Raw genomic sequence first — 24,911 nt, forward strand, 5'->3', positions numbered from 1 at the left:
TTTATGGAAAAGAAACTATATCTACTCGATGCTTATGCCTTGATCTATCGTGCCTATTATGCGATGATTAGGAGCCCCCGAATCAACTCTAAAGGGGAGGATACCACGGCGATCTTTGGTTTTCTCAATACCTTTGAGGAGATCCTCAACCGTGCCGATGGGGCCCCCATAGCTGTGGTTTTTGACCCAAAGGGAGGTAGCTTCCGAAGTGAGCTTTATCCAGAGTACAAGGCTCAGCGCGAAAAGACACCCGAGGGGATTAGTTTCGCCCTACCTTATATCAAGGAGTTGGTCAATGCCTTTGGCGTACAGCACTACACGGTGCCGGGGTATGAGGCGGATGATGTGATTGGTACGATTGCTACGCAGGTGGGAAGCCGAGAGCCTGACCGTATGGTCTATATGATTACGCCGGATAAGGATTATGGGCAGTTGGTGCAAAAGAATGTCCGCATCCTGAAGCCCAACCGCTCGGGCGGTGGCTTTGAAGAGTTGGGACCTGAGGAGGTAACGAAAAAGCATGGGCTGCAGGAGAGTCGGCAGGTGATTGACCTCCTGGCCCTCTGGGGTGATACTTCGGACAATGTGCCTGGGGTGAAGGGCATCGGCGAGAAGACAGCGGCAACGCTTCTCACGCAGTATCATGATATTGAGGGGATCTATGCCCATATCGATGAGATCAAAGGGAAGAGAAAAGAAAATCTACTGGAGGGACATGAACAGCTCAAACTCTCACGCGACCTCGTGACGATCCGCACCGATGTGCCTTTGGAGTATAGTCTGGAGGAGATGCAGCGGAAGGAGACGGATCAACAAGCTCTCCTCGATCTTTACGAGCGGTTGGAGTTTCGTTCGAAAATCGGGAAATTGCAAGCGGATGCCACCCCTAGTTCCACTCCACAGCCCCGTTCGCTTTTTGATGAAGGACCAGTGGAAGAGCCTGTGATAGAGAGTAGTTTTAAGCGTTTTGATAGCAGTGAAAAGCAGTATCACCTCGTAGAGAGCGAAGAGCAGATCTCCACTCTAGCAGAGCGACTAGCAGCCGCACCCGCCTTTGCTTTTGATACGGAGACGGATGGCTTGGACGGCATGAGTTGTGGCATCGTAGGCATCTCCTTTGCGATAGCACCTCATGAGGCATGGTATATTCCGCTTTCCGAGCTGCCAATGGAGGCACAGATGCAGTTGGCTCCTTTGCAAAAAGCTTTTGGCGATCCTAAGGTGCTCAAGATTGGGCAAAACCTAAAGTTTGACCTCAAGATCATAGAGCGGTTTGGCCTTCACCCTGTCGGTCCCTACTGGGACACGATGATTGCCCACTACCTGATTCAGCCTGAGCTGCGGCACGGTATGGATGCGATGGCGGAGAGCTACCTCGGCTACCAACCAATCCCGATTGAGGAGCTGATAGGGCCGAAAGGAAGGCAGCAGAAAAATATGCGACAGCTACCGCCCGAGCAGGTCTACACCTATGCTTGTGAGGATGCCGATATCACGTTGCAGCTCTACCATAAATTGCGGGAGGAGCTGGAGAAGGAGGAGCTGGAGTCGCTCTTTTATGAGGTAGAGATGCCACTGATGGAGGTGCTACTGCGTATGGAGCAGACTGGCGTGCGGCTCGATGTGAAGCAGCTCACCGATACGGTGGATGAGCTCTATAAGGAGTTGGGAGAACTGGAAGGGGAGATTCAGCGACAGGCGGGCATCCCATTTAATATCAATTCGCCTAAGGAGGTGGGAGAGGTGCTCTTTGATGAGTTGAAACTGGTGGAGAAGCCGAAGAAGACAAAGACGGGGCAATATGTGACCCGTGAGGAGGAGCTACAGAAGTTGGCACACCTCCACCCGATCATTGGGCTCATTCTTCGCTACCGAGGGCTCCGTAAACTGGTGAGTACCTATATTGAACCACTGCCACAGCTGATCAATCGCCAGACTGGGCGTATCCATACCACTTATAATCAGACGGCGACGGCGACGGGACGCCTCTCGAGTACCGACCCCAACCTTCAGAATATCCCTGTTCGTGATGAAGATGGTCGGCAGATACGTAAAGCCTTCACTGCCCTCTATCCTGAGCGGGGCGACCGTTATATCTCGGCCGATTACTCTCAGATAGAGCTGCGATTGATGGCTCACTTCTCGGGCGATGAGGCGATGATCGAGGCCTTCCGTGAGGAGCAAGATATCCACGCCATTACCGCTGCCAAGATCTATCACCTGCCACCAGAGCAGATCACGCCCGACCTCAGGAGGCGAGCCAAGACGGCCAACTTCGGGATTATCTATGGGATCTCTAATTATGGGCTGAGCAGTCGGCTGGGTATTCCCTTTGGCGAAGCAAAGGAGTTGATTGATGGCTACTTCCGTACTTTTCCTGGGGTACAGAAGTATATGGAGGAGATCGTGGAGAAGGCGAAGGAGCAGGGCTATGTGGAGACGATTATGGGGCGACGGCGCTTCCTGAAGGATATACACTCTGGCAATAGGGTGGTGCGAGGTTTTGCTGAACGCAATGCCATCAATGCGCCCCTCCAAGGCTCGGCTGCCGATATCATCAAGGTGGCGATGATACGGATTCAAAAACGACTGGTGGAGGAGCAGTTCCAAGCTAAGATGATCCTACAAGTGCATGACGAACTGAACTTCTCTTGCCCTGTGGAGGAGCAAGAACGGCTGGTAGCTATGGTACGTGAGGAGATGGAGGGAGTCTGCCCTGAGCTTCGCGTCCCTCTGAAAGTGGATGTCGGTATTGGTGATAATTGGCTGGAGGCTCACTAACCCTCAAAACCATTAAACTGTAAAGAATATGGATCAACCTACTAATCACTTCCTTATTTACAATCTTCCCGATGGCAAAGGAACCATAGATGCCATTATTAGAAATGAGACTATTTGGGCAACTCAAAAGTCAATGGCACAACTATTCGGTTGCACTACAGATAATATTAGTTTGCACCTAAGAAATATATACGAAACCAATGAGCTTCAAGAACTTGCAACTACCGAGGAAATCTCGGTAGTTCAGATTGAAGGACAGAGGCAAGTGCAACGCAACATTAAGTTTTACAACCTAGACGCCATCATTTCTGTAGGATACAGAGTCAATTCACAAAAAGCAACACGTTTCCGTCAGTGGGCTACAAAAGTACTCAACGATTATATTCGCAAAGGGTTTGCCCTTGATGATGAGCGACTAAAAAATGGTTCTCTTACCTTTGGTAAAGATTATTTCAGAGAACTATTAGAGAGAATCCGCTCTATTCGTGCTAGTGAACGAAGGATTTGGCAACAAATTACGGACATTTTTGCCGAGTGTAGCATAGACTACGATCCGCAATCACGTACTACAAAGGATTTTTATGCTATGGTACAGAATAAGTTCCATTATGCTATCACTGGACAAACTGCAGCAGAAATAATTTTCTCAAGGGCAGACCACCAACAACAATATATGGGATTAACAACGTGGAAGAATGGTCCCAATGGTAGGATACTTAAATCGGACGTTCAGATTGCAAAGAATTATCTTTCAGCAGATCAAATTAAACGACTTGAACGTTCTATAACTGGTTTCTTTGACTATATTGAGGATTTAGTAGAGCAGCAAAACACATTTGATATGCAGCAGTTTGCACAATGTGTTGATGCATTTCTTCAATTTAGACAATATAAGATACTCATAGGAAAAGGTCATATTTCCATGAAGCAGGCGATAAAAAAAGCTACAGATGAATATATGTTATTTGATCCAACCCAACAAATAACCTCTGACTTTGACCGACAATTACAATTGCTTCAAGGATCAGAGAACTATTCTGATGAGCAGACCGAATCTTAGTCTTTCTCTGGTTCGTATCCTACTTGTAATATCTCTTTTGTGGTGGGGACGAATCATCACTGCAGAGGCACAAGAGGTGGCGACGGGGCAGGCGATTCAATTACTATTGGAGGAGCTACCTGAGGGGGAAGAGGCACTCCAGCTAGAGGAGACCCTTCGGCAACTATTGGCGGAGCCCCTTGACCTCAATCATGCGACGGAAGAGCAGTTGCTTCAGTTGCCTTACTTCGATGCCTTCTTTGTGCGGAATTTACTGCTTGCCCGATCCAAGGGGGGCGGACGTTTCCGATCTATCTATGATCTGAAGGCGGTTCCAGGTGCTCCGATAAGTCACTTACCCCTCCTGGCCCCTTTTCTCACGGTGGGCAGTGACAGGTCACGCACTACGGCACCACTGCGGCAGGACTTTTACTTGGGTAGTGAGCTAACGCTTCCCCATCGTCGTGACCGCTACCAAGGGATTGGGGTGGGGCTGAGGTATGTGGGAAGTCGACAAGAGCGGCACTCGTGGTCGCTAGTCCTCGGACAGGATCGTGGCGAGTCGTGGCTCCCGCTTCGTAAGGGGGTTGCTGACCACCTCTCTTTTAGTTACCAGTATCGGCAACCGCACTGGCAGGTGGTGTTGGGTGATTATCGGTTACAAGCTGGGCTGGGAGTGCAATTGGGTCAGGCCAATTCATTTTTCTCCCGAAGTGAAATGACGGGGCAACCCCCTTCCCTTAGTGGAAGGTTAATTCGCCCTCACACCAGTTTTCGTGAGGAGGGTTATCTCAGAGGGGTGGCAACTAGCTGGCAGGGTGGTCCTGTGCAAGTAGCCCTCTTCTATGGATTTGAGCGACTAGATGCACGTGTTGAGGGGCGGCGACTCCTTACCCTCTACCCCGGTGGTATGCATCGTACTGCCAAGGAACAACGCTACCGACACACTGCTCTCCGCTCTAGTGGTGGAGCCATTGTGAGCTACCAGAAAGGAAAGCTGGAGGTAGGGTCCACTCTAATGGGGCGGCGATACCGCACGGCGGAGGGACAGCCAATGGTCGCCTATCGCCGAGAGCCAAAGCCGGAACTAAACCACTCTGCTTCGCTCTACTTTAGGTATCTCCAAAGGCACTGGCTCCTTACCGGTGAGACTTTATTGGCTCCGACTAATCGGCGTGCGACTCTGCTCTCGATCAGTTATTTTCACGATCATATCGGTCGCATTACTCTCTCAACTCGTTATCTAGGTGCTGATCACTATTCCCCCTTGGGTATGATAGAGAGTCGTAGCTCCTCTCGCCGTGACGAACGGGGAATGCAGCTCTTTTGGAGTGGGGAACTGGCACGCTGGTGGACCGGTATGGTGCACCTTGACCTCTCGCAGAAGGCTTCTGTGAAGAGTGGATTAAAGCCAGAGCAGTGGCGGTTAACGGCACGAGCTGATTACCGTGAGGGGCGCCAAGCCTTTCAAAGCCGGCTGACCTTCACCAAAAGAAGTCAGCTGCCGCTCCGTACTGCTTTTAGGACTGCTTATCTCTGCCAACTCTCCTCGCCTCTATATATAAGGAGTGGCCTACAATTTACACATCTATCCGATACCCCACTTACTTGGGCGCTCTTTGGTAGGGTAAGGTATCAGCCCGATCCGCAGTTTTCGCTAGAGGGTGGGGTGCACTACTTCTCTGCCACCTCGGGTGTGGTACGTGCTGACCAGCCCTATCTCCCATGGCGATACTATGTGCCGATGCTTCGGGGCAAGGGATTACGAACGACCCTACAAACTCATTATCACCTAGGTCATCTGCATGCCTACCTCCGTGCCTCCCTCACCCACTACCAAGAGGCTCCCACCTCGCTTCTCCCCTCGCTATTGGAAGTGGCCTTTACCTATCGCCTATAGAAAGCTATCATAAACTTCTTAAGGAGACTGTTGCACGAAGGCGATCTGCTGCGTTGCTTTCGGAATTCGGCTTCGGTCACGTACGTGAGTACGCTCCCTTCAGCCTCATCCTCAGCGCCTTGCATCTCATCCTTCGTTCAAAGTCTCAGCACATTTGCGTCAAATGTGCGAGAATGGCACTTCGTGCAACATTCTCTTAAGGTCTTTCTTGAACCTAGTAGTGTATATGACTCTACGCTTCATCGTCAAATAAAGAGGCTTCAATTGTGCTCTTGTTGGTCGTATCTACCTCTCCAGCAAATTCTCCATTTCTTGCCTCTTCACAGACCTTAATAGTTTCCTCATTATATGGTCTATAGCCCATACGATAGAGCAAGGTCTCAAAATAATTGCTAAGACTTCTATTTTCGGCTTTAGCCTCCTTCTTCATTTGATCCAACAAGTCAGAATCAATTCTGATAGATGTTGATGTCTTTAATGTTGCTCTATTCATATATAGGTAGTATTTATCGTGTTGCTTGTAGCAAAAGTACCTATATTTTCATTAATGATGTACTTTCTTTAATGAGAGAATAGGGGGTTACGCATTAGAAGGTCTTACCATGAATGACCTCCCCGTGGGAGGTCAGACGGATCCTAGCCCCTAGTCAAGGCTCGTAGAGCCGATGAATAGGGGACCAAAACCCGACCCACCCCCGCCATTCGACCCCTTGTGGGTCGGACAACCCATTTAAGGATTAATCTGATGCGTTAGTCTTACCCGCAAGGGGTCGTGGGATAGGGGGGATGACCGTTAATCCCCCAGTCGTTCGGGGCTAACGCCCCTCCGACATGGGGGCTAGGATCCGTCGGACCTCCTCGAGGAGGTCCTTCTAGTCTATTAGTAGCATTGATGAATATAAGTTGTTAATGCTGTACAGTGTATGAGATGCATGACTCTTTTTAATGCGTAACCCCCTAAAAGAGAAGAAAGTCTATGGGCATAGCCTTCTGAAGGAGTCTTACCCGTAATAAGTACAATTTAGTCGTTTCGGTAGGGAATATGGTCGTTTCGGTAGTCTTTCCCTTGTGGTATGCTACTCGGCTGACTACCTTTGTGCTGTAATTAGATGGTTCGGCGATGCTGGCTGGGCCAATCAAAACAAAAAATGGAACAATTATTTAGAAACAAGTAAGAAAAGAAAAAGCTTATGAAACGACAGATGATGACAATCGCCCTCGGTATGGTGATGGGACTGCTAGGAACTTCGGCAATGGCACAGAGCAATGTGTCGCTGGACTATGGTGTGAAGGCAGGTGTAAACTGCGGCCACCTAGCACTGAGTGATGACTTCAAGGTGCTAGATAGCAAGATGAAGGCGGGTGCAGACTTTGGTGGATTTATGAGGATCAACCTACACCAGAACTTCGCCATTCAGCCTGAGCTAGAGTTTTACTACCGTGGTAGTGGCCTAGAGACCAATGTAGCTGGCAAGGAGTTTGAGAATAAAATCAATCAGTGGGGTATGCAGATCCCTGTATATGCCCTTGGTAAGGTGGCTGTGGGTAATGGTACACTTTATGGTGGTGTAGGTCCTTTTGTGGGCGTAGGCTTCTCAGCTAAAACCGATGAGATTGAGCTCCTCGGTAACCGAGTAAAGATAGATCCGATAGACCTCTATGAGGAGCACAATGAAAAGTCGGCGCTTCAGAGATGGGATGTAGGTATCGCTTGCCAACTAGGTTATGAATTTGCCAATGGTATCCAGATCAATGCCGGGTATAAGTATGGCTTTATCAACCAGGTAGACGACCTTAAGAGCTCTCTGAATGACGTCACTTCAAAGCTAGGTATGCCTCTAAGTAGTGATGACTACAAGGCCAATGCTAGTGTGCTGACTGTAGGAGTGGGTTACCGCTTCTAATCTAAGTAATCTTTTTACAATTCTCTAAGTTAAGTAGTGTGACGAGTCGTGCCGCTATGCCCTCTCTGCGTGTGTGGAAAAGTGTGTGTAAAAGGGGGAGAGTGTGGTGGTATGGCTCGTTACTTTATGCTATATTTGCTAAAATAGGAGGGAGCTGATGGTAGCGATTGAAGAAGATATGGAGGCGAAGGGTATTTGGAAGAAGGGTCGATTGAGCCGACGACATGGTCGGGGCTTTATATTTCTAAGCACGGAGCGTAGAAGTGTATGGCTGGCGACGCTGATTGTGAGCTTTTTGCTTGCCTTTGTGATGCTGTCGTCGTCAATCTATTATTACAGTCTGCTTGATGAGAGTCGGCAGATTGATTTTGGGGCGATCTTATCGCTCAACTTCTTCGGTTCGCTTTTGGTGAATATGCTCTTCTTCTACCTCCTCCTTTCGATCCAGTCATGGGCGATCAATAGGTACAATATCCGCCAGTATCAGTTTTGGCTAATACTATTAGGCCTTTTGGGAGGTATGGTGTGGCTATCCCCTTACCTGTCAAGGTTGCAAAGGTGGTGGTTTAGAGACTACCTCAATTACCATACCTATGCGACATTACAGTATGTAAAGGACTTGGTGATCTTGGTGGTTACCTTTCTCTTCTCCATGATTATCTACCTCATGAAGCAAAACCACGTGGCAGTGGTGGGGATGCAGGAGCTGGACTTGGAGCGATTGCAAAATAGATACACAGCACTCAAAAACCAAACCGACCCGCACTTCTTATTCAACAGCCTCAATACGCTGATGGGTCTGATCGGCAGAGATGACGAAAAGGCAGCGGAGTATGTGGAGGAGCTGGCAGCAGTATTCCGACACACGATGCGCGACAAAGTGGTGGTGAGGCTCTCGGAAGAGCTGGAGTTGGTGAAGTCGTACCTCTACCTGATGTGCCTTCGCTACTATGATGGGCTAAAGGTGGAGTGGGGTATTGAACAGGAGTATCTCGACTACTACGTGATCCCATCGGGAGTGCAGATCTTGGTGGAGAATGCAATTAAACACAATATCGCGAGTAGTAAGCTACCACTGACCATCTCTATCCGTACTGAAGAGGGACGACTAGTGGTGGAGAACCCTTTGCAACTCCGAGAGCGAGCAGCCTCTAGTAGTAGCGGGGTGGGTCTGGATAATCTTATGGAGCAATATCGATTGGTATTTGGCAAGGATATTGAAATCGTCTCAAGGGGTGGGACGTTTAGAGTCTCTCTGCCATTGATAGAAAGTTTGAATGAATTGGCACCCCGTGCAAAGTCACTCTTATGAAGGTCATTATAGTAGAGGATGAGTATTTTACCGCCAAGCGCCTTGAGTCGCTACTCAAGGAAGGGGATAGAGAGGTGGAGGTGCTTGCTATCCTGCAGAGTGTAGAGGAGTGTGAGGAGTGGTGGCAATCCAATGATGAGCCCGACCTCGCCTTTATGGATATTCACTTGGCAGATGGAGAGGTCTTTTCGCTCTTTGATCGGGTGGAGGTTACTTGCCCTATTATATTTACCACGGCGTATGAAGAGTATGCCCTGAAGGCCTTTGAGGTGAATAGTATTGACTACCTCTTGAAGCCAATCAAGGCGAGTGATTTGGAGCGTGCCTTGGGAAAGGTGGAGCGCTTTAGTAGAGGTGGTGAGAAGGTAGACAATCAGGCGGTGGTGAGCCAATTGATGGCGGCGCTTGGTAGCTCGCCGATGAGCTATAAGAGTCATTTTCTTGCCCCTTTTAGGGATAAGCTCTTGCCTATATCGGTGGATAAAATCGCCTACATACGCTCTGAGAATAAGGCATGTGTGGTGGTGACGACCGATAAAAAGGAGTATGCCATGGACCTTTCACTGGAGAAGATGGGCGAGGAGCTCAATCCTAAGCTTTTCTTTAGAGCCAATCGACAGTATATCGTAGCTCACAGTGCTATTGTGAGTATGTCGGTATGGTTTGGAGGAAAGCTCACGGTGTCGCTTTCAGTGCCCACGCCCGAGGCGATTATTGTTAGCAAAGCCAAGAATAGGGAGTTTCGGGAGTGGTATCAAGGGATGTTGTGACCCCCTTTTATTTACTTATAAAGTAAGTGTAAGTATTTTTTTAGTGTAGATTATGTTTCGGAAATTGAATATAGGGATGACCTATTGTCTATTTATAGCAATGGTGCTCTCTATGGGAGAGGCTGTGGCCCAAGCTCCAGCACCGCTCTCATTGGAGAAGTGCCGTGAAATGGCTTTAAGCCACAATAGGGAGATACAGATGGCAGAGTCGGAGGCGATCACCTCGGACTACTTGGTGAAGTCGGCCAAGACGAAGTATCTGCCACGAATCGACTTTGCTGGGGGTTGGGTGAATCCTGGCGATCGGGCGTTGAAGCCATTTGCCATTGACTTTAATATTCCTGGAGTGACACCTCCAGGGCTTTCATTGCCACTGGACTTTATCAGTGTTGCTCCAAAGGAGGTATTCACGGGTGGCTTTGTGCTGAAGCAACCGATCTTTATGGGTATGAAGATCGTGGAGGCCAATAAGATGGCACGCTCTGCTTCGGAGCTGGCACACGAAAAGGTAAAGCTGACGGAGGCGGAGGTGCTGACCACGGTGGATGAAGCCTACTGGAGAGTGATTTCGGTGGAGGAGAAGGTGTCATTGGCTAAGAGCTACAAGTCTTTACTGGAGCGATTGGCGCAGGACCTGCAGAACCTTTATGCCGAGGGAATGACCACTAAGAATGAAGTGCTCAAGGTACAGGTGAAGCAAAACGAGGTGGAGCTCTCGCTGATGCAGGCTGAGAATGGTCTGGTGCTCTCTAAGATGCTTCTGGGGCAAATCATAGGCGTAGATGCCGAGCAGATCTCTCTGGATAAAAGTGTGATTAGTGAGGAGGAGTTGAGTAGTCGCCTGGTGGCACTCACCGACCCCTATGCTGTGGAGCGTGCCGAGGTGGCGATGCTTCGGAAGAAATTGGCCATCACGCAGTCGGCTAAGAAGATGGTGCAGTCGCAGTTTTTGCCCAATGTGTTTTTAGCTGCTGGTTACAACTGGACGAGCCCCAACCTCTACAAGGGAACTCAGAACAACCTTGGTGGCGATTGGATGATCGGAGTAGGGGTGCAGATCCCTATACTCACGTGGGGCGACCGCCTTCATCAGGTGCATATGGCGGAGCAGCAGGTGACCAAGGCCCAATTGGAGCTACAGGAGGCGCAGGAGAAGATAGGTTTGCAGATTCAGCAGAATCGATTTAAGCATACCGAAGCGCTCAAGAAGATGGAGTTGACCAAGCTCTCCAAAGAGCAGGCGGAGGAAAACCTCCGTATCACTCGAGACAACCTTCTGGAAGGGATGAATAGCATCCGAGATATCCTAGAGGCACAGGCGATGTGGGAAAAGGCGGCTTCTGCCGATATCGATGCAAGGGTGGAGGCAGCGGTGACCCTATCGCAACTAGAGAAGTCCACTGGGGCTCTCTATCAGTATGCAGAGGAATACCATCAGAAACAAAATCACAAATAGATAAATAGACATTAAGATATGTACTTCAAAGGAATAAAGCAGATTTGGCTACCCCTTCTACTATTGGGAGTAATGGGTAGCACCGTCTCCTGTAGCAAGAAAGGCGATAATGAGCAGACGTCGGAGGCGGATAAGGTAGTGCCTGTAACGATAGCACAGGCCAAGGAGATGACTTTCACACCAAATATCCGATTCTCGGGTAGTGCCGAGGCCTCTAAGAGTGCCAACCTAGGAACCGCCTTGCCAGGTAGAGTGGAGCGTATTCACTATACCAAGGGAAGCTACGTACCACAGGGGGCTCTGATTGTGGAGATGTCGGATGAGATGCTGCTACAAGCACAGATTGAAAATGACGCGATTAAGCGTGACTTTGAGCGGGTCACTCGACTCCGTGAAAAAGAGAGTATCAGCCAAATGGATTACGACCACGTGAAGGCTAAGTATGATGCTTCGGTGGCGAAGGTGGCGATGCTGAAAAAGAATACCTCCATCACCGCACCATTTAGTGGTGTGATTACCGATATATTGATCAATGAAGGGGAGACTTATGCCTTTACCCCAAGTGTAACAAGCGACCTCAAGCTGGAGAGTGGTATCATAGAGCTTCGTCAGGTGAATCCACTGAAGGTGACGATCGAGGTGAATGAAAAGGAGCTGAGCTATATAGAGCGTGGTCAGGCGGCGGCGATCACTTTTGATGCTTACCCCGACCAAGTGGTGGAGGGTAAGGTCTCCTTCCTCTCTCCTGTCCTTTCGCCAATGTCGCGTACTGCTTCTATTGAGGTGAATATCCCCAATAGCAGTCGTACCTTCAAGCCAGGAATGTACTGCAATGTTGCCATCGCTCTTCCCGAGCGTGAGGGTCTCTTTGTACCGCTCAATGCGATCTATCGTTTGGCGGGTACGGGCGAGGAGTATCTCTTTAAGCTGAGTACCGATGGCACCACCGTCACTCGTATCCCTGTCACTCGTGGCGAGATTAGCGACGGTTGGGTCTATATCGAGAGTGCCGATATTAAGAGTGGCGACTCGGTAGTGATTGATGGAAAGAATAAGCTCAGTGAGGGCTCTAAAGTGAATGTAGTAAAGAAATAAGCGTATGAAGCTACCTGAATTTGGTGTGAAAAGACCTATTGCTACCGCCATGATCTTCGTGGCGATTATGGTGATCGGTGTATTTTCACTATTGAAATTACCACTGGACCTGATGCCGAATATGGAGTTCCCCTCCCTTACGGTGATTACGGTCTATCCTGGAGCCTCGGCTGTGGAGGTGGAGGAGCAGGTCTCCAAACCTCTGGAAGCGGTGCTTTCGGCGGCGGAAAATCTGGTGGAGATCAAGTCGATCTCTAAGGAGAATGTCTCTTTTATCCAACTTCGTTATGAGTGGGAGGAGGATGTAACGGCAGCTGCTAATAACGCACGTGACCTTTTGGAGCTGGCGAAGTCGCGAATGCCTTCGCAGGCTTATACGCCGATTATCTATAAGATCAATGCCTCAATGATGCCTGTGCTTGGTTTTGCAATCAATGCCGATGAAAACTACAACGGCCTAGAGGAGATCGTGGAGGATAAGATTGCCTCCCCCCTGAGAAAAGTGGATGGCGTGGGTACCGTGATTTATCTCGGTCAGCCTGAGCGGGAGATCCGTGTGGAGATCGACCCTACCCGTATGCAAGGGTATGGAGTATCGGTGGCACAGGTCTCTATGATGCTGAAGGCCAATAATGTCAATGTGCCGGCTGGCTTTGTCTCTGAAAGTGCTTATGACTTCTCTGTGCGTATGCCAGGAAAGTATGAGAGCGTGGAGGAGCTGGAGAATACGGTGATCAAGGCGATGAAAGGCAAGGTGGTGCGTCTGAAAGATGTAGCCACTGTCAAGGATACTTTTAAGGAGACCGATGCATCGGCTTTCAACCATATTGGCCAAGGCATTGCACTCCTGGTGCAAAAGCAATCGGGTGCCAATACGGTGGATGTGGCGAATGCCGTGCGTGACAAGATTGCTAGTATTCAGGGTGATCTGCCTTCTGACGTACAGATCTTTGAAGTGATTGGTTCGGACGAATTGGTCACCTCTTCGGTGAACAACCTGAGCTCTTCTATCTGGTATGCCCTGATATTTGTGACACTGGTGGTATTGCTCTTCCTAAGAGAGTGGAAGTCGAGTTTGATTGTCTTCCTCACCATGCCAGTCTCACTGATTTCAGCCTTTATCGTGATGAGTCTACTCGGCTATACCATCAATATCTTCTCACTGGTAGCCCTAGTGATAGCCATAGGTATGGTGGTGGACAATGCCATTGTAGTTCTGGAGAATGTCACGCAGCATATCGAGCGTGGGGCGATGCCTAAGCAAGCAGCAATGTTTGGTGCCTCGGAGATGGGTCTAGCTATTGCCGCCTCTACCCTGACCACCATTGTGGTATTTATGCCACTGGTATTTATGGGTGGTATTGTGGGTGTGATGTTTAAGCAATTGGCGATCCTTACGGTCGTCTGCCTGATTACTTCGCTATTTACGGCACTTACGCTGACCCCTATGCTTTCAAGCGTATTGCTGAAGCCAGCCCCTCGGGGTGGAGAGGAGCGAAAGCATGGCAAGCTCTACAATTGGAGCGAGCGGATGTTTGAGCGAATTGAGCGGAGATACCATAGATTCCTCGGTTGGGCGGTATTCCACAAGGGCGTTACTCTAGGGAGTGCCCTCATCATCTTTGTCCTCGTGCTACTACTCGGGAAGTCGGTAGGTACCGACTATATCCCCGATATTGATGCCGGCTCTATTTCTATACAGTTTGAGACGGAACAAGGAAGCTCGCATGCTGTGACAGAGGCGGTGGGCAATCAGATTGTGAAACTCATTGAGGAGAATGTACCAGAGGTGGCTGTGGGTGGCCTTGCTAGTATTTCTGGTCAGACTCCTGATGGAGCTCTCACGGCAGTAGGATTTAAGGAGGGTAAGAATATCGGTACCATCTTCTGTCACCTCAAGCCTGTAGATGAGCGTAGCCGAAGCAGTCAGGAGATTGCCAATGATATCCGCCCACTGGTGGAGGCGATCCCCGAGATTGAGAAGGTAACGGTGTCGGGAGGTAGTGCCATGGCGACTGCCCTTACGGGAAATAAAGCCCCTATCGAATTCGTTATCTTTGGTAAAGATATCGAGGAGATGAATAAGGTAGCACTCGGTCTTGAGAGCAAGGTGAAAGAGTATCCAGAGTTTACCAACGTAGAGGCCCTTGTCTCCGCTGGTAATCGTGAGGTGCATATCGTGGTGGACAAGGATAAGGCGGCCCAAATGGCACTGAACCCTGGGGTGATTGGTATTCAGGTGCGTGAAAATCTCTACGGTGCCGATGCTGGTGTCTTTACAGAGGATGGTCGCGACTACGATATCAAGATTCAGTATGCCCCCGACTTCCGCCACTCTATCAATAAGCTCAAGGAGATGCAGGTGACCAATCTACTTGGTCAGCAGGTGCCTCTGATTGCAGTGGCAGACCTACAGGAGAAGGAGGGCCCAGTGGAGATTGAGCGAATGACGCAGCAAAGGTATGTGAAGGTGACGGCCGACCTCAATGGCATCTCTCTAGGTGAGGGTGCTAAGATCGCTGAGGAGATTATCAATAATACCAGTGCTCCTGAAGGCATCGAGATTTCCCTTGGTGGACAGGTGGAGGATCAGAGCGATACCTTCTCTTCGCTAGCCACAATCTTCTTAATTGGGCTGATGCTGGTGTTTATGGTGATGGCTGCTCAGTTTGAGTCGCTACTCGACCCATTTATCATCTTCTTTGCTATACCATTCACCTTGGTAGGTATCATCCTTGCCTTCTTCATCACAGGGACTACCCTAAGTGTGGTTACCTTTATCGGACTCATTATGTTGGTGGGTATCGTGGTGAATAATGGTATTGTGCTGGTTGATTATACCAATATGCTGGTACAGCGTGGATACAGCATCCGCGATGCCGTGATGGAGGCAGGTCGCTCACGACTACGCCCTGTATTGATGACCTCTATGACCACTATCCTCGGTATGCTACCAATGGCACTTAGTACCGGTATGGGTAAAGAGATGTATGCCCCTCTTGGTATTACCGTTATTGGAGGTCTGCTGATCTCTATGTTGGTAACCCTCATTTTGGTGCCTACCGCTTATGCCTTTATGCACCAGCGGAGACTCAATCGGGAGCGCAGACTATTTAGAATGAAAAGAAACAGCAGTGACGATAATGAATGAGATGAAATTTACATACATCACCTGTAACATCAGTATGCTTGAGCAGATGGAGGAGCTCTTAAAAGAGCTTGAGATCCAGGTGTACCAAGTAATTCCAAAGGCTTTGGCAGAGAGCCACTTTGATATCCCGCATAAGGATACTGCCGTATGGCCAGGCTTCAATGCCTCCCTAATGGTACAGGAGGAGGTGCCAGCTAAGTCGGAAGCACTGATGAAGCGGATCGAAGAGATGAATCACACCGCCTATAATAACAGCGAGCTAATCGCTGCTTATCAATGGACGGTCAATACCTTTGTGCTACCAGAGCCAGTGGCACCGCTCCAAGGAAGTGCTGCTCTCTCCGACTAAAGCCAAACGGAGACTGCCTCGGTAGTCTCAGCTTATCTACACTAAGTGGAAGTAGGGAAGAGTCCCCATTCCACAACTATTAATTTGTAAGGAATAGCCACTATCAAAGTATCCGAAACGCTTTGATAGTGGCTATTTTTTTGTTCTATAACCTCTCGTCAGAAGTAGAAAAGGTAGGAGAGTAGTGCCGAGCGACCTCTCAATTGGTACCACGAGCGATTGCTCTCGGTGGCACTATAGCTAGTAAATCCATACTCCCGCTGATTGAGGAGATTGTGGAGGTGCAACTTGAAATTGCCTATGGTGGTGCGGTACTCACCCACAGTGCTGAGGAGAAATAGATGCTTCATCTCATGCATCCGCCATTCCTTCCCTTGATGCTCACAGAGAAGCGTGAGGTGTAAGTCGTCGGTAGGTGAATAGGTGACATCTAGTGTCCCTAAGAGCGTATGGAGTGGATCAAGCTTCTGAGTGGCATACCACATCTGAGAGCGAGTAACATTGTAGGATAGCTTGCCCGACCAGTGCTTTGCTAGATCACATTGTACTTCACCCCAAGTTGATAGGTTCATCATCTGCGACGTTTGTTCCACCTCCCGACGCATCGTTTGGTAATGGGCATAATTGCCCGAAAATCCGGCCGATACCTTGCTTTTTATCTTCCGAAAGTAGCGAGAAATATAGCTATTGAGCTGATAATTACCATAGGTATTGTCCCCTTTCACCAGTTCTAGACGATTCAAGTTGACCGTTGGGTTATCCGTTAGAAAGTGATCCGAATGGCCATATCTTCCCGAGAGGGTGATTGTGCCATACAGCTCCTGTACTGGTTGGCGAAACTTCAGGTTGATGCTAGCATAAAGACCTTGGCTACTCGTTAGCTCTCCAGCTCCCAACCGCTCCTGCCGGTAGGTAGTGAAGAATGGCTGTCGCATCAGATCTAGTAGGCTCCCCACCTCTTGGTAATAATTGACCATCCCAAATAGGTGCCATACTCTATTGAGCCGGTACATATAATTGAGGTTCATCCGACATTTCGTGTGATACGGCAGTCATGTAGTGCAAAAAGTCTAAGTTTGAAATAGTCATCATCTCTATATCCGTAAGCATTTCTCTTCATCACTTTAATTTTATTGTTTATACCCTCCACTTTGGCCGTTGATAGCCGTCCATAATACCATGCGAGTATTTCCTTTTTAGCTGTATTGATTGTATTTGCTAATGAGATTAGAGGTTTTGAATCTGTATCTAATGCCATTGAGACCCAGCTGTTTAATCTTTCCTCTGCTTCATTAATGGTTCGTTGATTATATATTTCTCTCAGGTCCTCCTTGAGGTAATAGGCTTGAGAGAGGGGTTCGTTCATTGCGAGTGCTTTCTGGAGCTTCGTTCTCCCTTTCTCATCAATCATCTTTTCCCCGTTGGCAAGTAGGAGGTATCTTGTTCCTTTGATTAGTTTTTTCTTTCCCTCGTCCACCTCTTTTGCCACTAACTCTCTTCGCACTTTATCAAGGGTATCATTCATTAGCTTGATGACATGAAAGTGGTCAAATACGTGTATGGCATCAGGGGTATTCTCACGTACTGATTTAGAGAAGGCTGATGACATATCTGTCGCCACATACTTTATCTGAACGTTCTTCTTCCTTACCCTTTTCCAAAACGTTGTAAGAGCATCCGCCCCCTTTCCATCGCCAACATGAAGGATTCTTCCTGAGATTAGGTCCACTACGATTGTCTTATAAACATGTCCTTTTCGGACAGCGAACTCATCAATACCTATGCACTGCACCCCTTGTAAGGAGGGCTTGCTGTAGTGTCTCTTAAGATAGGTTGTGTGAATATCCTTTACTACATCCCAACTAACACCTAGCCTTTTTGAAACCTCCTGAATAGTCATTGCCCTTAGCAAATCAACCACGTACTTGGCAAAGCGATTAGAGTACGACCTATTGCCTTTAACAAAGCTGACCCTCTCGTAATCATCGTTTCCGCATTCTTTGCATTTGTATCTTTGTACTTTCATGTGCAATATGGTTTTGGTAGAACCAATTGGTAGCGCATGGATATTACGATACCGGTAGCCATTCTTCACGAGAGTGTATTCCCCGCAGCACGGGCACCTCTTTTTTGTTTTAGAATACTCTATATCTAAAACTATTTTGTTAGTTTTGTAGTGTGTAGCAGTACATTTGACTCCAACAAGACCATATACATGTCGTAGAAAACTGGTATCCATTGTGTAATTAAGCGTTTAGTGGATGATTCGCTCAATTATAATGGATTTCCAGTTTTCTTTCAAATTATCAAAGAGAAAAAAGACTCCGTCGCCCATATCTTGCGGATTTCATCCCGCAAGATGATTGGTGTATACAGGCTGACGCAGTAGTCTCAAGGTGATACAGTCACCCCATCACGCAGAATATCGGATGAGGCATAATTGAGTGATGGAGAAAGAAGTAGATGCGACGCCCGATCCGCTTCGCCATACTTCAGTATCGCCAATGTGGTTGGTAGCTCAAATGAGATATTATTGTCTCCCAGAGAGAAACGCCACAGGCGAGGCGATACTTTCAGATCCCATCGTTGCCCTTGCGTATATTCTGCCCCATCCTTATGAATCTTATCCCGTACATAGCTTCCCTCTATCGGAATGGCCAATTGCCATCCTTTCTTTAAGGGAAATAGAAAAGAAGTGGAGAGGCTAGCCCTCATCATCTCCTCGCTAAACTTCTGCTCTATCAGAGGGGCAGAGAGGGAGAGAAGCGGTGCATTTTGGTAGGAGAGCTTACTGTGGAATGAAAGCACCTTTCGCCCGAAGCGTTGACTCCAAGCGAGGTGATTTTGTGCCAAGTGCGATCGGAGATCTATCTCCTGAAGCATCGGAGTGGCGGAGCGGAAGATCTGATCCTTTTGATGCTGCCTTAGCCCCACATACTCTACCGTCTCATTCAAGTAGTTGTTACGCTCATTGCGTTTGTACTCCAGCATTGCCCGACCCATCTGCTCACGAGATCTCGTGTGGACCTCATGCTCATTGAGCACCACATCTTCCGTCTTTGAAGGAGCGAAAAAGGTCAATTCATTACCATAGGAGTGCCGACTAGTATAGTCTGAGTAGCTAAGGTCTGCCTTCAGTGTTCGGTCGGTCGAAAATTGGTAAATCGTCTTGCCCTTTCTTTGACCGCCCCGCTGGCGTAAGTAGAAATGTGGAGAGAGGGAAGGCTCAGGTGCCGAAAGACCCATAGGCAGGCTCGAGAGCAAAGGACTCGAGGGCATCAAAGGGGTAATGACCGAGTGCTTCACCTCATCTGTTGCGTTGAAGTCCTTATCTAGTCGTCCCTCCACCGTACTCTGCCACCTTGGTTGAGCATAGAGGAGATAGCCCATTCCCCGGTAGGCCAATTCCTTCTGGCTATCCACCCCTGCCCCGATCTCCGCCTTGCCATTAGCCCGGCCACGAGCCTTATGGTTCAGTACCAGATTCATCACGATCTTATCGTCACTCACCAGATCCTTCAGCATCTTGATGTCCTGCTGATTCTCCATAATCTCTATGCGGGCGACCTTGTCATACCTTAGGTTTTGAATAGTACTTTGGTAATCCCTGCCCAAGACATCCATATTGTCGATGGTCAGCTTATCCACTGCCCTGCCGAGATACGAAATCGATCCCGCCTTAGAAACCTCCACCCCAGGGAGCTTCTTCAGAGCATCCTGTAGCGTTACATCTCGTTGGCTCACAAACCTCCCTAGGTGATAGACCGTCGTATCGCCATGCTGTACAATGCGGGGGGCCTCCACCACCAAGTCCTTCAGCTCTCTATTGGAGGGGGAGAGCTGGTAGGTGTGTAGCTGGCTATCGGTCACTTTTGTCTGAAAAGGCTCATAAGAGAGGTGATTAAAAGCAAGCGTACAAGGCGGCGTAGCTTTGGGAATGCTAAACTTACCTTGGGCATTGGAGGTGGCAAATGCCTTCGTCTTTCCCTCTACAATTACCTTCACCATCACCCCACTAATGGGCTGACCACTCTCGTCATCTACCACCACTCCACTCACCTGAGCTGTTGCAGATACCCAGACCAAGAGGAGCCACAAACCTACTAGCCACTGTCTCATCGGTTACTCCTTTTCCAAGAAGATAAAACCATTGGGAAATGAACGCATTAATACGATCCCATCATTCGCAAAAACAACCGTCTTACCATTCTCTCCCTTCCTTACAGTCATACTGGTGACGCCTGCTGATAACCCTTTGCTTTCCTGCTTAGGATAGAAGGCATGATACAGCTCCAAGAAGCCCTCTCTATTGATCTCAAAAGCACTTTCTGGGCGAACGAATGGCGGTACTATTCCTCTTTTGTTGCGAATCTCGGCCAATTCAAAGGTGATCTCTCCCGTGCTATCTTCTGCCGCCAACACCAATCCAGGTAGCCCAGCCAATTTCCATGGACCATAGGGTAGAGGTATCTCCTCTGTGTACCAAGCCGTCCACTGCCTACCAGCAAAGTCCAACTTCGCTTCGTGGCAAAGGTACCCTGCTATCTCCTTACTCCCTTCGCCCAGCTCCCAATCTGTTGGAAAAGACTCGGTATAATAATAGCGATTGGGCAGGATCGGTTCGTGATGCTCTATCTCTTGTCGCTCTAGATCTAGGTAGATCTTTGGTAGGAAGAAGCACTCTGCTGCTGCTTCACGCACCTCTGATTTTTCTATCACGGTAGGATCAATATCGTCCAAAGCTCTGAGAGAGTCGGTCTTGTAGGCAGCATAGTCCTCCACTACCGCTCTGGTGTCTCCTACACTCAGCATCACAAACGTTACATCCACTGCCCCTTCTGGGTTGGTGGGTTCGTGCTTCAGCAACTGCTTATAAATAACATTGAGCTGTGCCGGCTCCACATTCTGTGCACTAATCTTAAAGGAGACCAGCAAAAAGGCTCCTAAAATAAAGATGCTCACTCTTTTCATAATAAAATCGTATCTCACTACAAGTTAAGTAACTACTTGTGCAAGATACGATTTTTTTTTATTTATAAAAACGATGAGTGCTTTCTCTTCGCGTTAGAGGAGGAGTATGATCATCAGCTGTGCCGCCAGTACCCTTAAGAACATCGTGAGCGGGTAGACCGTGGCATAGCCCACTGCGGCAGCATCGCTATCGGAGAGGCTATTGGCGTAGGCTAGGGCAGGTGGGTCGGTGGTGGCACCTGCCATCATACCGCTGAGCTGTAGGTAGTTGAGCTTAAATACAAATCGACCGAGTAGCCCCACCACCAGTAGTGGAATAAGGGTGATCAGTAGACCGTAGCCCACCCACACAAAACCGCCATTATTCACTAGCGTATCCACAAAGCCATTGCCAGCGTTGAGCCCCACACAGGCGAGGAATATGCTGATGCCCATCTCCCGAAGGATGAGGTTGGCACTAGTGGTAGTGTAGGCTACTAATTTTAGTTTGTAGCCAAAGCGGGCAATGAGTATCGCCACCACTAGTGGGCCACCAGCCAATCCAAGCTTCACAGGCTGAGGAATGCCGGGGAACATAATAGGAATAGAGCCGACCAATATACCGAGGGCAATTCCTAGGAAAATAGTCACTAGGTTAGGCTCATCCAGTCGCTTGATAGAATTGCCAATCAACTCTTCCATACTATCGATAGCCGCATCACTTCCCACCACATTGAGGCGGTCGCCGTATTGGAGAGCAAAGTTAGGCGAAGCTACAATCTCCACCCCTGCTCGGTAGATGCGGGTGACATTGACACCATACAGAGCTCTTAGATTGAGACTCTTGAGTGTACGTCCATTGATCTCTCTATTGGTCACTACCAACTTGCGCGATACATACTTCGAGCCCTCTAGTATCCAGCGCTTGCGGTCGATGTGTAGCTTCCGACCCACTGTCACGATGAGGGCATCAATGTGTGGCTGCTCGGTGATGACAAATATCCGGTCCCCCTCGGAGAGCACCGTATCTATGGTTGCAATATGTATTTCGTCCGTCTCCTTTTTCCAAATCCTCGACACCACAAACGTCCTACCGTGTAGTAGCTCTGTGAGCGACTTCACGGTATGGCCAAATAGAGCAGGGTTGGTCACTTGTAGCGAAATAGGTATTGCCGAGAGCTCTTCCCCAGCTCGCTCCTCCTCTAGCTTCGCCTCCTCCTCCTTGATATTCACTCTTCCGATCCAGCGAATCAGTATGATGGAGAGGATGATCCCTACCACGCCTAGAGGATAAGCTACCGCATAGCCCATGCCGATAGAGGGGTCTTCAATGCCGGTTATATCAGAGTAGGCCTGCTGAGCGGCTCCTAGCCCAGGGGTATTGGTGATGGCACCACTCATGATGCCCACCATCGTCTGCAGAGGCACTCCCGAAAGGAAGTAAATTACCGTCGTTACCACCACTGCCAGCACCACATTGAGGGTGGCGAGCAGGTTGAGGGTACGCCCTCCCTTTTTGAAGTTGCTAAAGAAACTAGGCCCTACCTGTAGCCCTATTGAGAAGACGAAGAGTATCAGTCCAAACTCCTGAAAAAAGTGCAAGAGACTCCTATCCACCTTCATTCCTAGCTCCCCAAAAAGGATGCCAACAAAGAGGATAAACGTGGCGCCAAGCGAAATGCCAGCGATCTTCACCCTGCCAAGCAAAATTCCTAGCATAATTGTCAGGGCAAGAATCATTAGTGAATGTCCTACTCCGCTGCCGAAGAGTAGTTCTTGAAACCAGTTCATAATAGTATCAAATTGTCTAATATATTAATAATAGTGGGATTTCCATCTAGGCTCATCACTACAAAGATACCAATTATATTGAGATGGCGATATTAATACCTGCAGGGGTTACGCATTAGAAAGGGCTATTGTGCGAATGATGATATACAATCTGTTGAGGATAATGGCGTAAGGACCTCGGCAGAGGTCCCTCTTAAATAGGCACAGGTCGGAGAGGCGTTAGCCCCGAACGACCTGTGTGTAAGAGCATATTCACCACCTGCTTGACCCCGGCTGAGGGGTCAGACCTAGAGATGGGGTTGTCCGACCCCTCGGCCGGGGTCGCAAGGGTGTGTGGTACCTCTTTATACACAGGTCTTCGGCACTGCGTGCCTTGACCTGTGCCTATTTAGCACGGACCTCTGCCGAGGTCCTTACTTATAGACATCCTGTTGAAAAGTATACGGTAAGAACTTTCTAATGCGTAACCCCTGTCGGTACTGGGATTACCCCAGGGATGACGCCAGCAAAAGATTTGGTCTCAACGATTTAGTTTCGTACATTTGCGATACCCCTCCTGCAATTAGGAGGATTTTGGACAGCAAGAACTCACGGGGCGTGACTTGACAGGGGCCTACCAGTTTTAATGTCTAGAACTAAATATAATTGTGTGTGCTTGTATGATATTTATTACCACCAAGCACATAACACATAATGAAGCTACATAATGTAGCTATTCCTTTATGAAAAATATTATGTCAATAATCTTATTGCAACTTCTTTTTCTTGTTGATTCCTATTGCGTGGGATTTTCTCAAAACAGCATGAATTATCCAATTGATTCCATATCAACAAATTATTCTCAGAGTAATGTAGTATATTATGGCATTCGACTTTGGCCGAAGGAGAATTCGAGTGGGGAGGTTAAGAAAGGAAATGTAGAAAATAGAATTTTCCTTGTGTTAGATATGGGTGATACCTTGACTATTATATCCGATGACTCTCGATTATTTAATAATAACATTTACTCTATAGCAACCAAGAAGAGGGCTAGGGAAATATATAGGGGATATCGACTGGATTTTGATGAAGAAGTCCCCATGGGATTTTGGGCAACATCTTTGTCGGATACGATTATTTACGAAAAGGCTCCCATAAAATCTGCTTGCTATCAGTTGTCCAAGGGTATATTAAGAAGTGACCTTGCAATTGATATGGTTATAAAGGAGGGAATGACAATAGACTCCTTAATAAAGGATACAGAACTTAATAACAGTTCCTTTCCAAATTGTTTGTCGAAATATAAGCATATTGCCATAATACACCCAATGGCCGTTCGTTCAAATTTTGTAAATAAAAAGATGGGGGTAGGTTACCAAAAAGGTCTTGGCGACTTCACAATGCTTCTTTTGACAATAGATAATCACAAAATATCATCGATTGAATTTACGCATTTTGGAAAAGAAAGGATGACTGATGGTTTAAGCATAGAAGAATGTTTGAATTTCAGATAAATCTTTTCTGTAAATAAAAACTTGTGCCAGCTATCACCTCACCTATACCTATCAGGAGACTCTACAGCGTAAGAAGTTACAACTCGGTAATGTTCGTGACATCAACTTTTAATAGAAGAAAGGGACGCAGATGAAAACTATTTTATCAAAAATCAGTTTATTGATATTTGTCATATTACTCTCTTGTAAGATGGATGCTCAGTGCCTACCAGATAGTAGCCTGTATAGCCATATAACCTATATAGATGGAAAATGTGAGCGAGAAATAGAAGGTGTATTTCAAGGGATAGGCAGAAACCCTTTGGACGGAGACACGCTAGGCATAGCTTCTGCTATAAAAAAAGAGATAAAAGAGATCCCCAAGAGTTCAGTTTCGTTTGTTTATAAGGGTCAGAATTATTACATCAGTATAAAAAACAAGTGTGACACAAGGGGAATTTCCTATGGTGAAAGGATAAGGATGAGAATTCTCTTTTTTGAAGGAATAAAGCAACCATATAGTTTTATACATCCTTTTGCTATCATAACAAAAGTGGAACTCTGTCATCCCCGAAAGACCTGTGTACAAGAGCATATTACCTACCTCTATGATCCCGGCCGAGGGGGGCAGGCCTAGATAAGGTTGTCCGACCTCCCGCGAGGGGAGGTCGTAGGGGTTGGGGGAGGTTGCCGTGTTTCCCCCGGTCGTTCGGGCTTCGCCCTCCGATGCGGGGGCTAGGATCCGTCCGACCGCAAGCGGTCGTTTTGAGACTGTTGCACGAAGGCGATATGCGGCGTTGCTTTCGGAATTCGGCCTAGGTCACGTACGTGAGTACGCTCCCTTCGGCCTCATCCTCAGCGCCTTGCATCTCATCCTTCGTGCAAAGTCTCAGCACATTTGTTTCAAATGTGCGAGAATGGCACTTCGTGCAACATTCTCT

Annotated in this window: 18 protein-coding genes; 12 read left to right on the forward strand and 6 right to left on the reverse strand. The window is 48.1% G+C overall.

Going from position 1 to position 24,911, the window contains the following annotated elements:
• Window positions 1-3: 3 nt before the first annotated feature.
• Genes polA through MWL85_RS11425 form a run of 3 tightly spaced genes read left to right on the forward strand, consistent with a single transcriptional unit; the run spans window position 4 to window position 5,720 of the window.
• Window positions 4-2,781, forward strand: coding sequence for a DNA polymerase I (gene polA / locus MWL85_RS11415; RefSeq protein WP_244400775.1), 2,778 nt, complete (start codon window positions 4-6; stop codon window positions 2,779-2,781).
• Window positions 2,782-2,809: 28 nt separating this feature from the next.
• On the forward strand, window positions 2,810-3,841 hold the full coding sequence (locus tag MWL85_RS11420) for a virulence RhuM family protein (RefSeq protein ID WP_244400776.1): 1,032 nt from the start codon (window positions 2,810-2,812) through the stop codon (window positions 3,839-3,841).
• Window positions 3,822-5,720: a ComEA family DNA-binding protein gene (locus MWL85_RS11425; RefSeq protein ID WP_244400777.1), complete on the forward strand. Its 1,899-nt coding sequence runs from the start codon at window positions 3,822-3,824 to the stop codon at window positions 5,718-5,720. Before MWL85_RS11420 ends, MWL85_RS11425 begins: the two co-directional genes overlap by 20 nt.
• Before the next feature lie 232 nt (window positions 5,721-5,952).
• Here the strand turns inward: MWL85_RS11425 and MWL85_RS11430 are convergent, their stop codons facing one another.
• Window positions 5,953-6,213, reverse strand: coding sequence for a toxin-antitoxin system protein (locus tag MWL85_RS11430; RefSeq protein WP_244400778.1), 261 nt, complete (start codon window positions 6,211-6,213; stop codon window positions 5,953-5,955).
• Window positions 6,214-6,910: 697 nt separating this feature from the next.
• Between MWL85_RS11430 and MWL85_RS11435 the strand changes: the two genes are divergently transcribed.
• The 7 genes from MWL85_RS11435 to MWL85_RS11465 all read left to right on the forward strand — a co-directional run bounded on the left by MWL85_RS11435 (window position 6,911) and on the right by MWL85_RS11465 (window position 15,757).
• Window positions 6,911-7,624, forward strand: coding sequence for a porin family protein (locus tag MWL85_RS11435; RefSeq protein ID WP_021903115.1), 714 nt, complete (start codon window positions 6,911-6,913; stop codon window positions 7,622-7,624).
• A gap of 157 nt (window positions 7,625-7,781) precedes the next feature.
• Window positions 7,782-8,936, forward strand: a complete 1,155-nt coding sequence (locus MWL85_RS11440) for a sensor histidine kinase (RefSeq protein WP_244400779.1) — start codon at window positions 7,782-7,784, stop codon at window positions 8,934-8,936.
• Entirely contained in the window at window positions 8,933-9,706 is a 774-nt protein-coding gene (locus MWL85_RS11445; RefSeq protein ID WP_244400780.1) for a LytR/AlgR family response regulator transcription factor, read from the forward strand. Before MWL85_RS11440 ends, MWL85_RS11445 begins: the two co-directional genes overlap by 4 nt.
• A gap of 52 nt (window positions 9,707-9,758) precedes the next feature.
• Entirely contained in the window at window positions 9,759-11,162 is a 1,404-nt protein-coding gene (locus tag MWL85_RS11450; RefSeq protein WP_244400781.1) for a TolC family protein, read from the forward strand.
• An 18-nt stretch (window positions 11,163-11,180) separates the two neighbouring features.
• Complete coding sequence (locus MWL85_RS11455; protein WP_244400782.1) at window positions 11,181-12,257, forward strand: efflux RND transporter periplasmic adaptor subunit; 1,077 nt, start codon at window positions 11,181-11,183, stop codon at window positions 12,255-12,257.
• A 4-nt stretch (window positions 12,258-12,261) separates the two neighbouring features.
• The gene (locus MWL85_RS11460) at window positions 12,262-15,408 is read left to right on the forward strand and encodes an efflux RND transporter permease subunit (RefSeq protein ID WP_244400783.1); all 3,147 of its coding nucleotides are present in this window, start codon (window positions 12,262-12,264) and stop codon (window positions 15,406-15,408) included.
• Between the two features lies 1 nt (window position 15,409).
• Complete coding sequence (locus MWL85_RS11465; RefSeq protein WP_021903121.1) at window positions 15,410-15,757, forward strand: PG0541 family transporter-associated protein; 348 nt, start codon at window positions 15,410-15,412, stop codon at window positions 15,755-15,757.
• A 158-nt stretch (window positions 15,758-15,915) separates the two neighbouring features.
• Here MWL85_RS11465 and MWL85_RS11470 read toward each other — a convergent pair whose 3' ends face one another.
• From MWL85_RS11470 to MWL85_RS11490, 5 genes are all read right to left on the reverse strand, one after another.
• A complete protein-coding gene (locus MWL85_RS11470) occupies window positions 15,916-16,785 on the reverse strand; it encodes a hypothetical protein (protein ID WP_244400784.1) in 870 nt (289 codons plus the stop codon).
• The gene (locus MWL85_RS11475) at window positions 16,782-17,996 is read right to left on the reverse strand and encodes an ISL3 family transposase (protein ID WP_244400646.1); all 1,215 of its coding nucleotides are present in this window, start codon (window positions 17,994-17,996) and stop codon (window positions 16,782-16,784) included. The genes MWL85_RS11470 and MWL85_RS11475 overlap by 4 nt, the downstream gene beginning before the upstream one ends.
• Window positions 17,997-18,148: 152 nt before the next feature.
• Window positions 18,149-19,876: a carboxypeptidase-like regulatory domain-containing protein gene (locus MWL85_RS11480; protein WP_244400785.1), complete on the reverse strand. Its 1,728-nt coding sequence runs from the start codon at window positions 19,874-19,876 to the stop codon at window positions 18,149-18,151.
• Between the two features lie 3 nt (window positions 19,877-19,879).
• Window positions 19,880-20,728, reverse strand: a complete 849-nt coding sequence (locus MWL85_RS11485; RefSeq protein WP_244400786.1) for a GLPGLI family protein — start codon at window positions 20,726-20,728, stop codon at window positions 19,880-19,882.
• 93 nt (window positions 20,729-20,821) lie between these two features.
• Window positions 20,822-22,498: a putative transporter gene (locus tag MWL85_RS11490; RefSeq protein ID WP_244400787.1), complete on the reverse strand. Its 1,677-nt coding sequence runs from the start codon at window positions 22,496-22,498 to the stop codon at window positions 20,822-20,824.
• A gap of 722 nt (window positions 22,499-23,220) precedes the next feature.
• Here MWL85_RS11490 and MWL85_RS11495 point away from each other — a divergent pair.
• Window positions 23,221-23,991 carry a hypothetical protein gene (locus tag MWL85_RS11495; protein ID WP_244400788.1) on the forward strand — a complete coding sequence of 257 codons (771 nt, stop codon included), beginning with the start codon at window positions 23,221-23,223 and terminating at the stop codon, window positions 23,989-23,991.
• A gap of 130 nt (window positions 23,992-24,121) precedes the next feature.
• The gene (locus MWL85_RS11500) at window positions 24,122-24,607 is read left to right on the forward strand and encodes a hypothetical protein (protein ID WP_244400789.1); all 486 of its coding nucleotides are present in this window, start codon (window positions 24,122-24,124) and stop codon (window positions 24,605-24,607) included.
• The last annotated feature ends 304 nt before the right edge of the window (window positions 24,608-24,911 follow it).

This window comes from Porphyromonas somerae (assembly GCF_022845615.1).
In the GTDB taxonomy this organism is placed as follows: Bacteria; Bacteroidota; Bacteroidia; order Bacteroidales; family Porphyromonadaceae; genus Porphyromonas_A; species Porphyromonas_A somerae.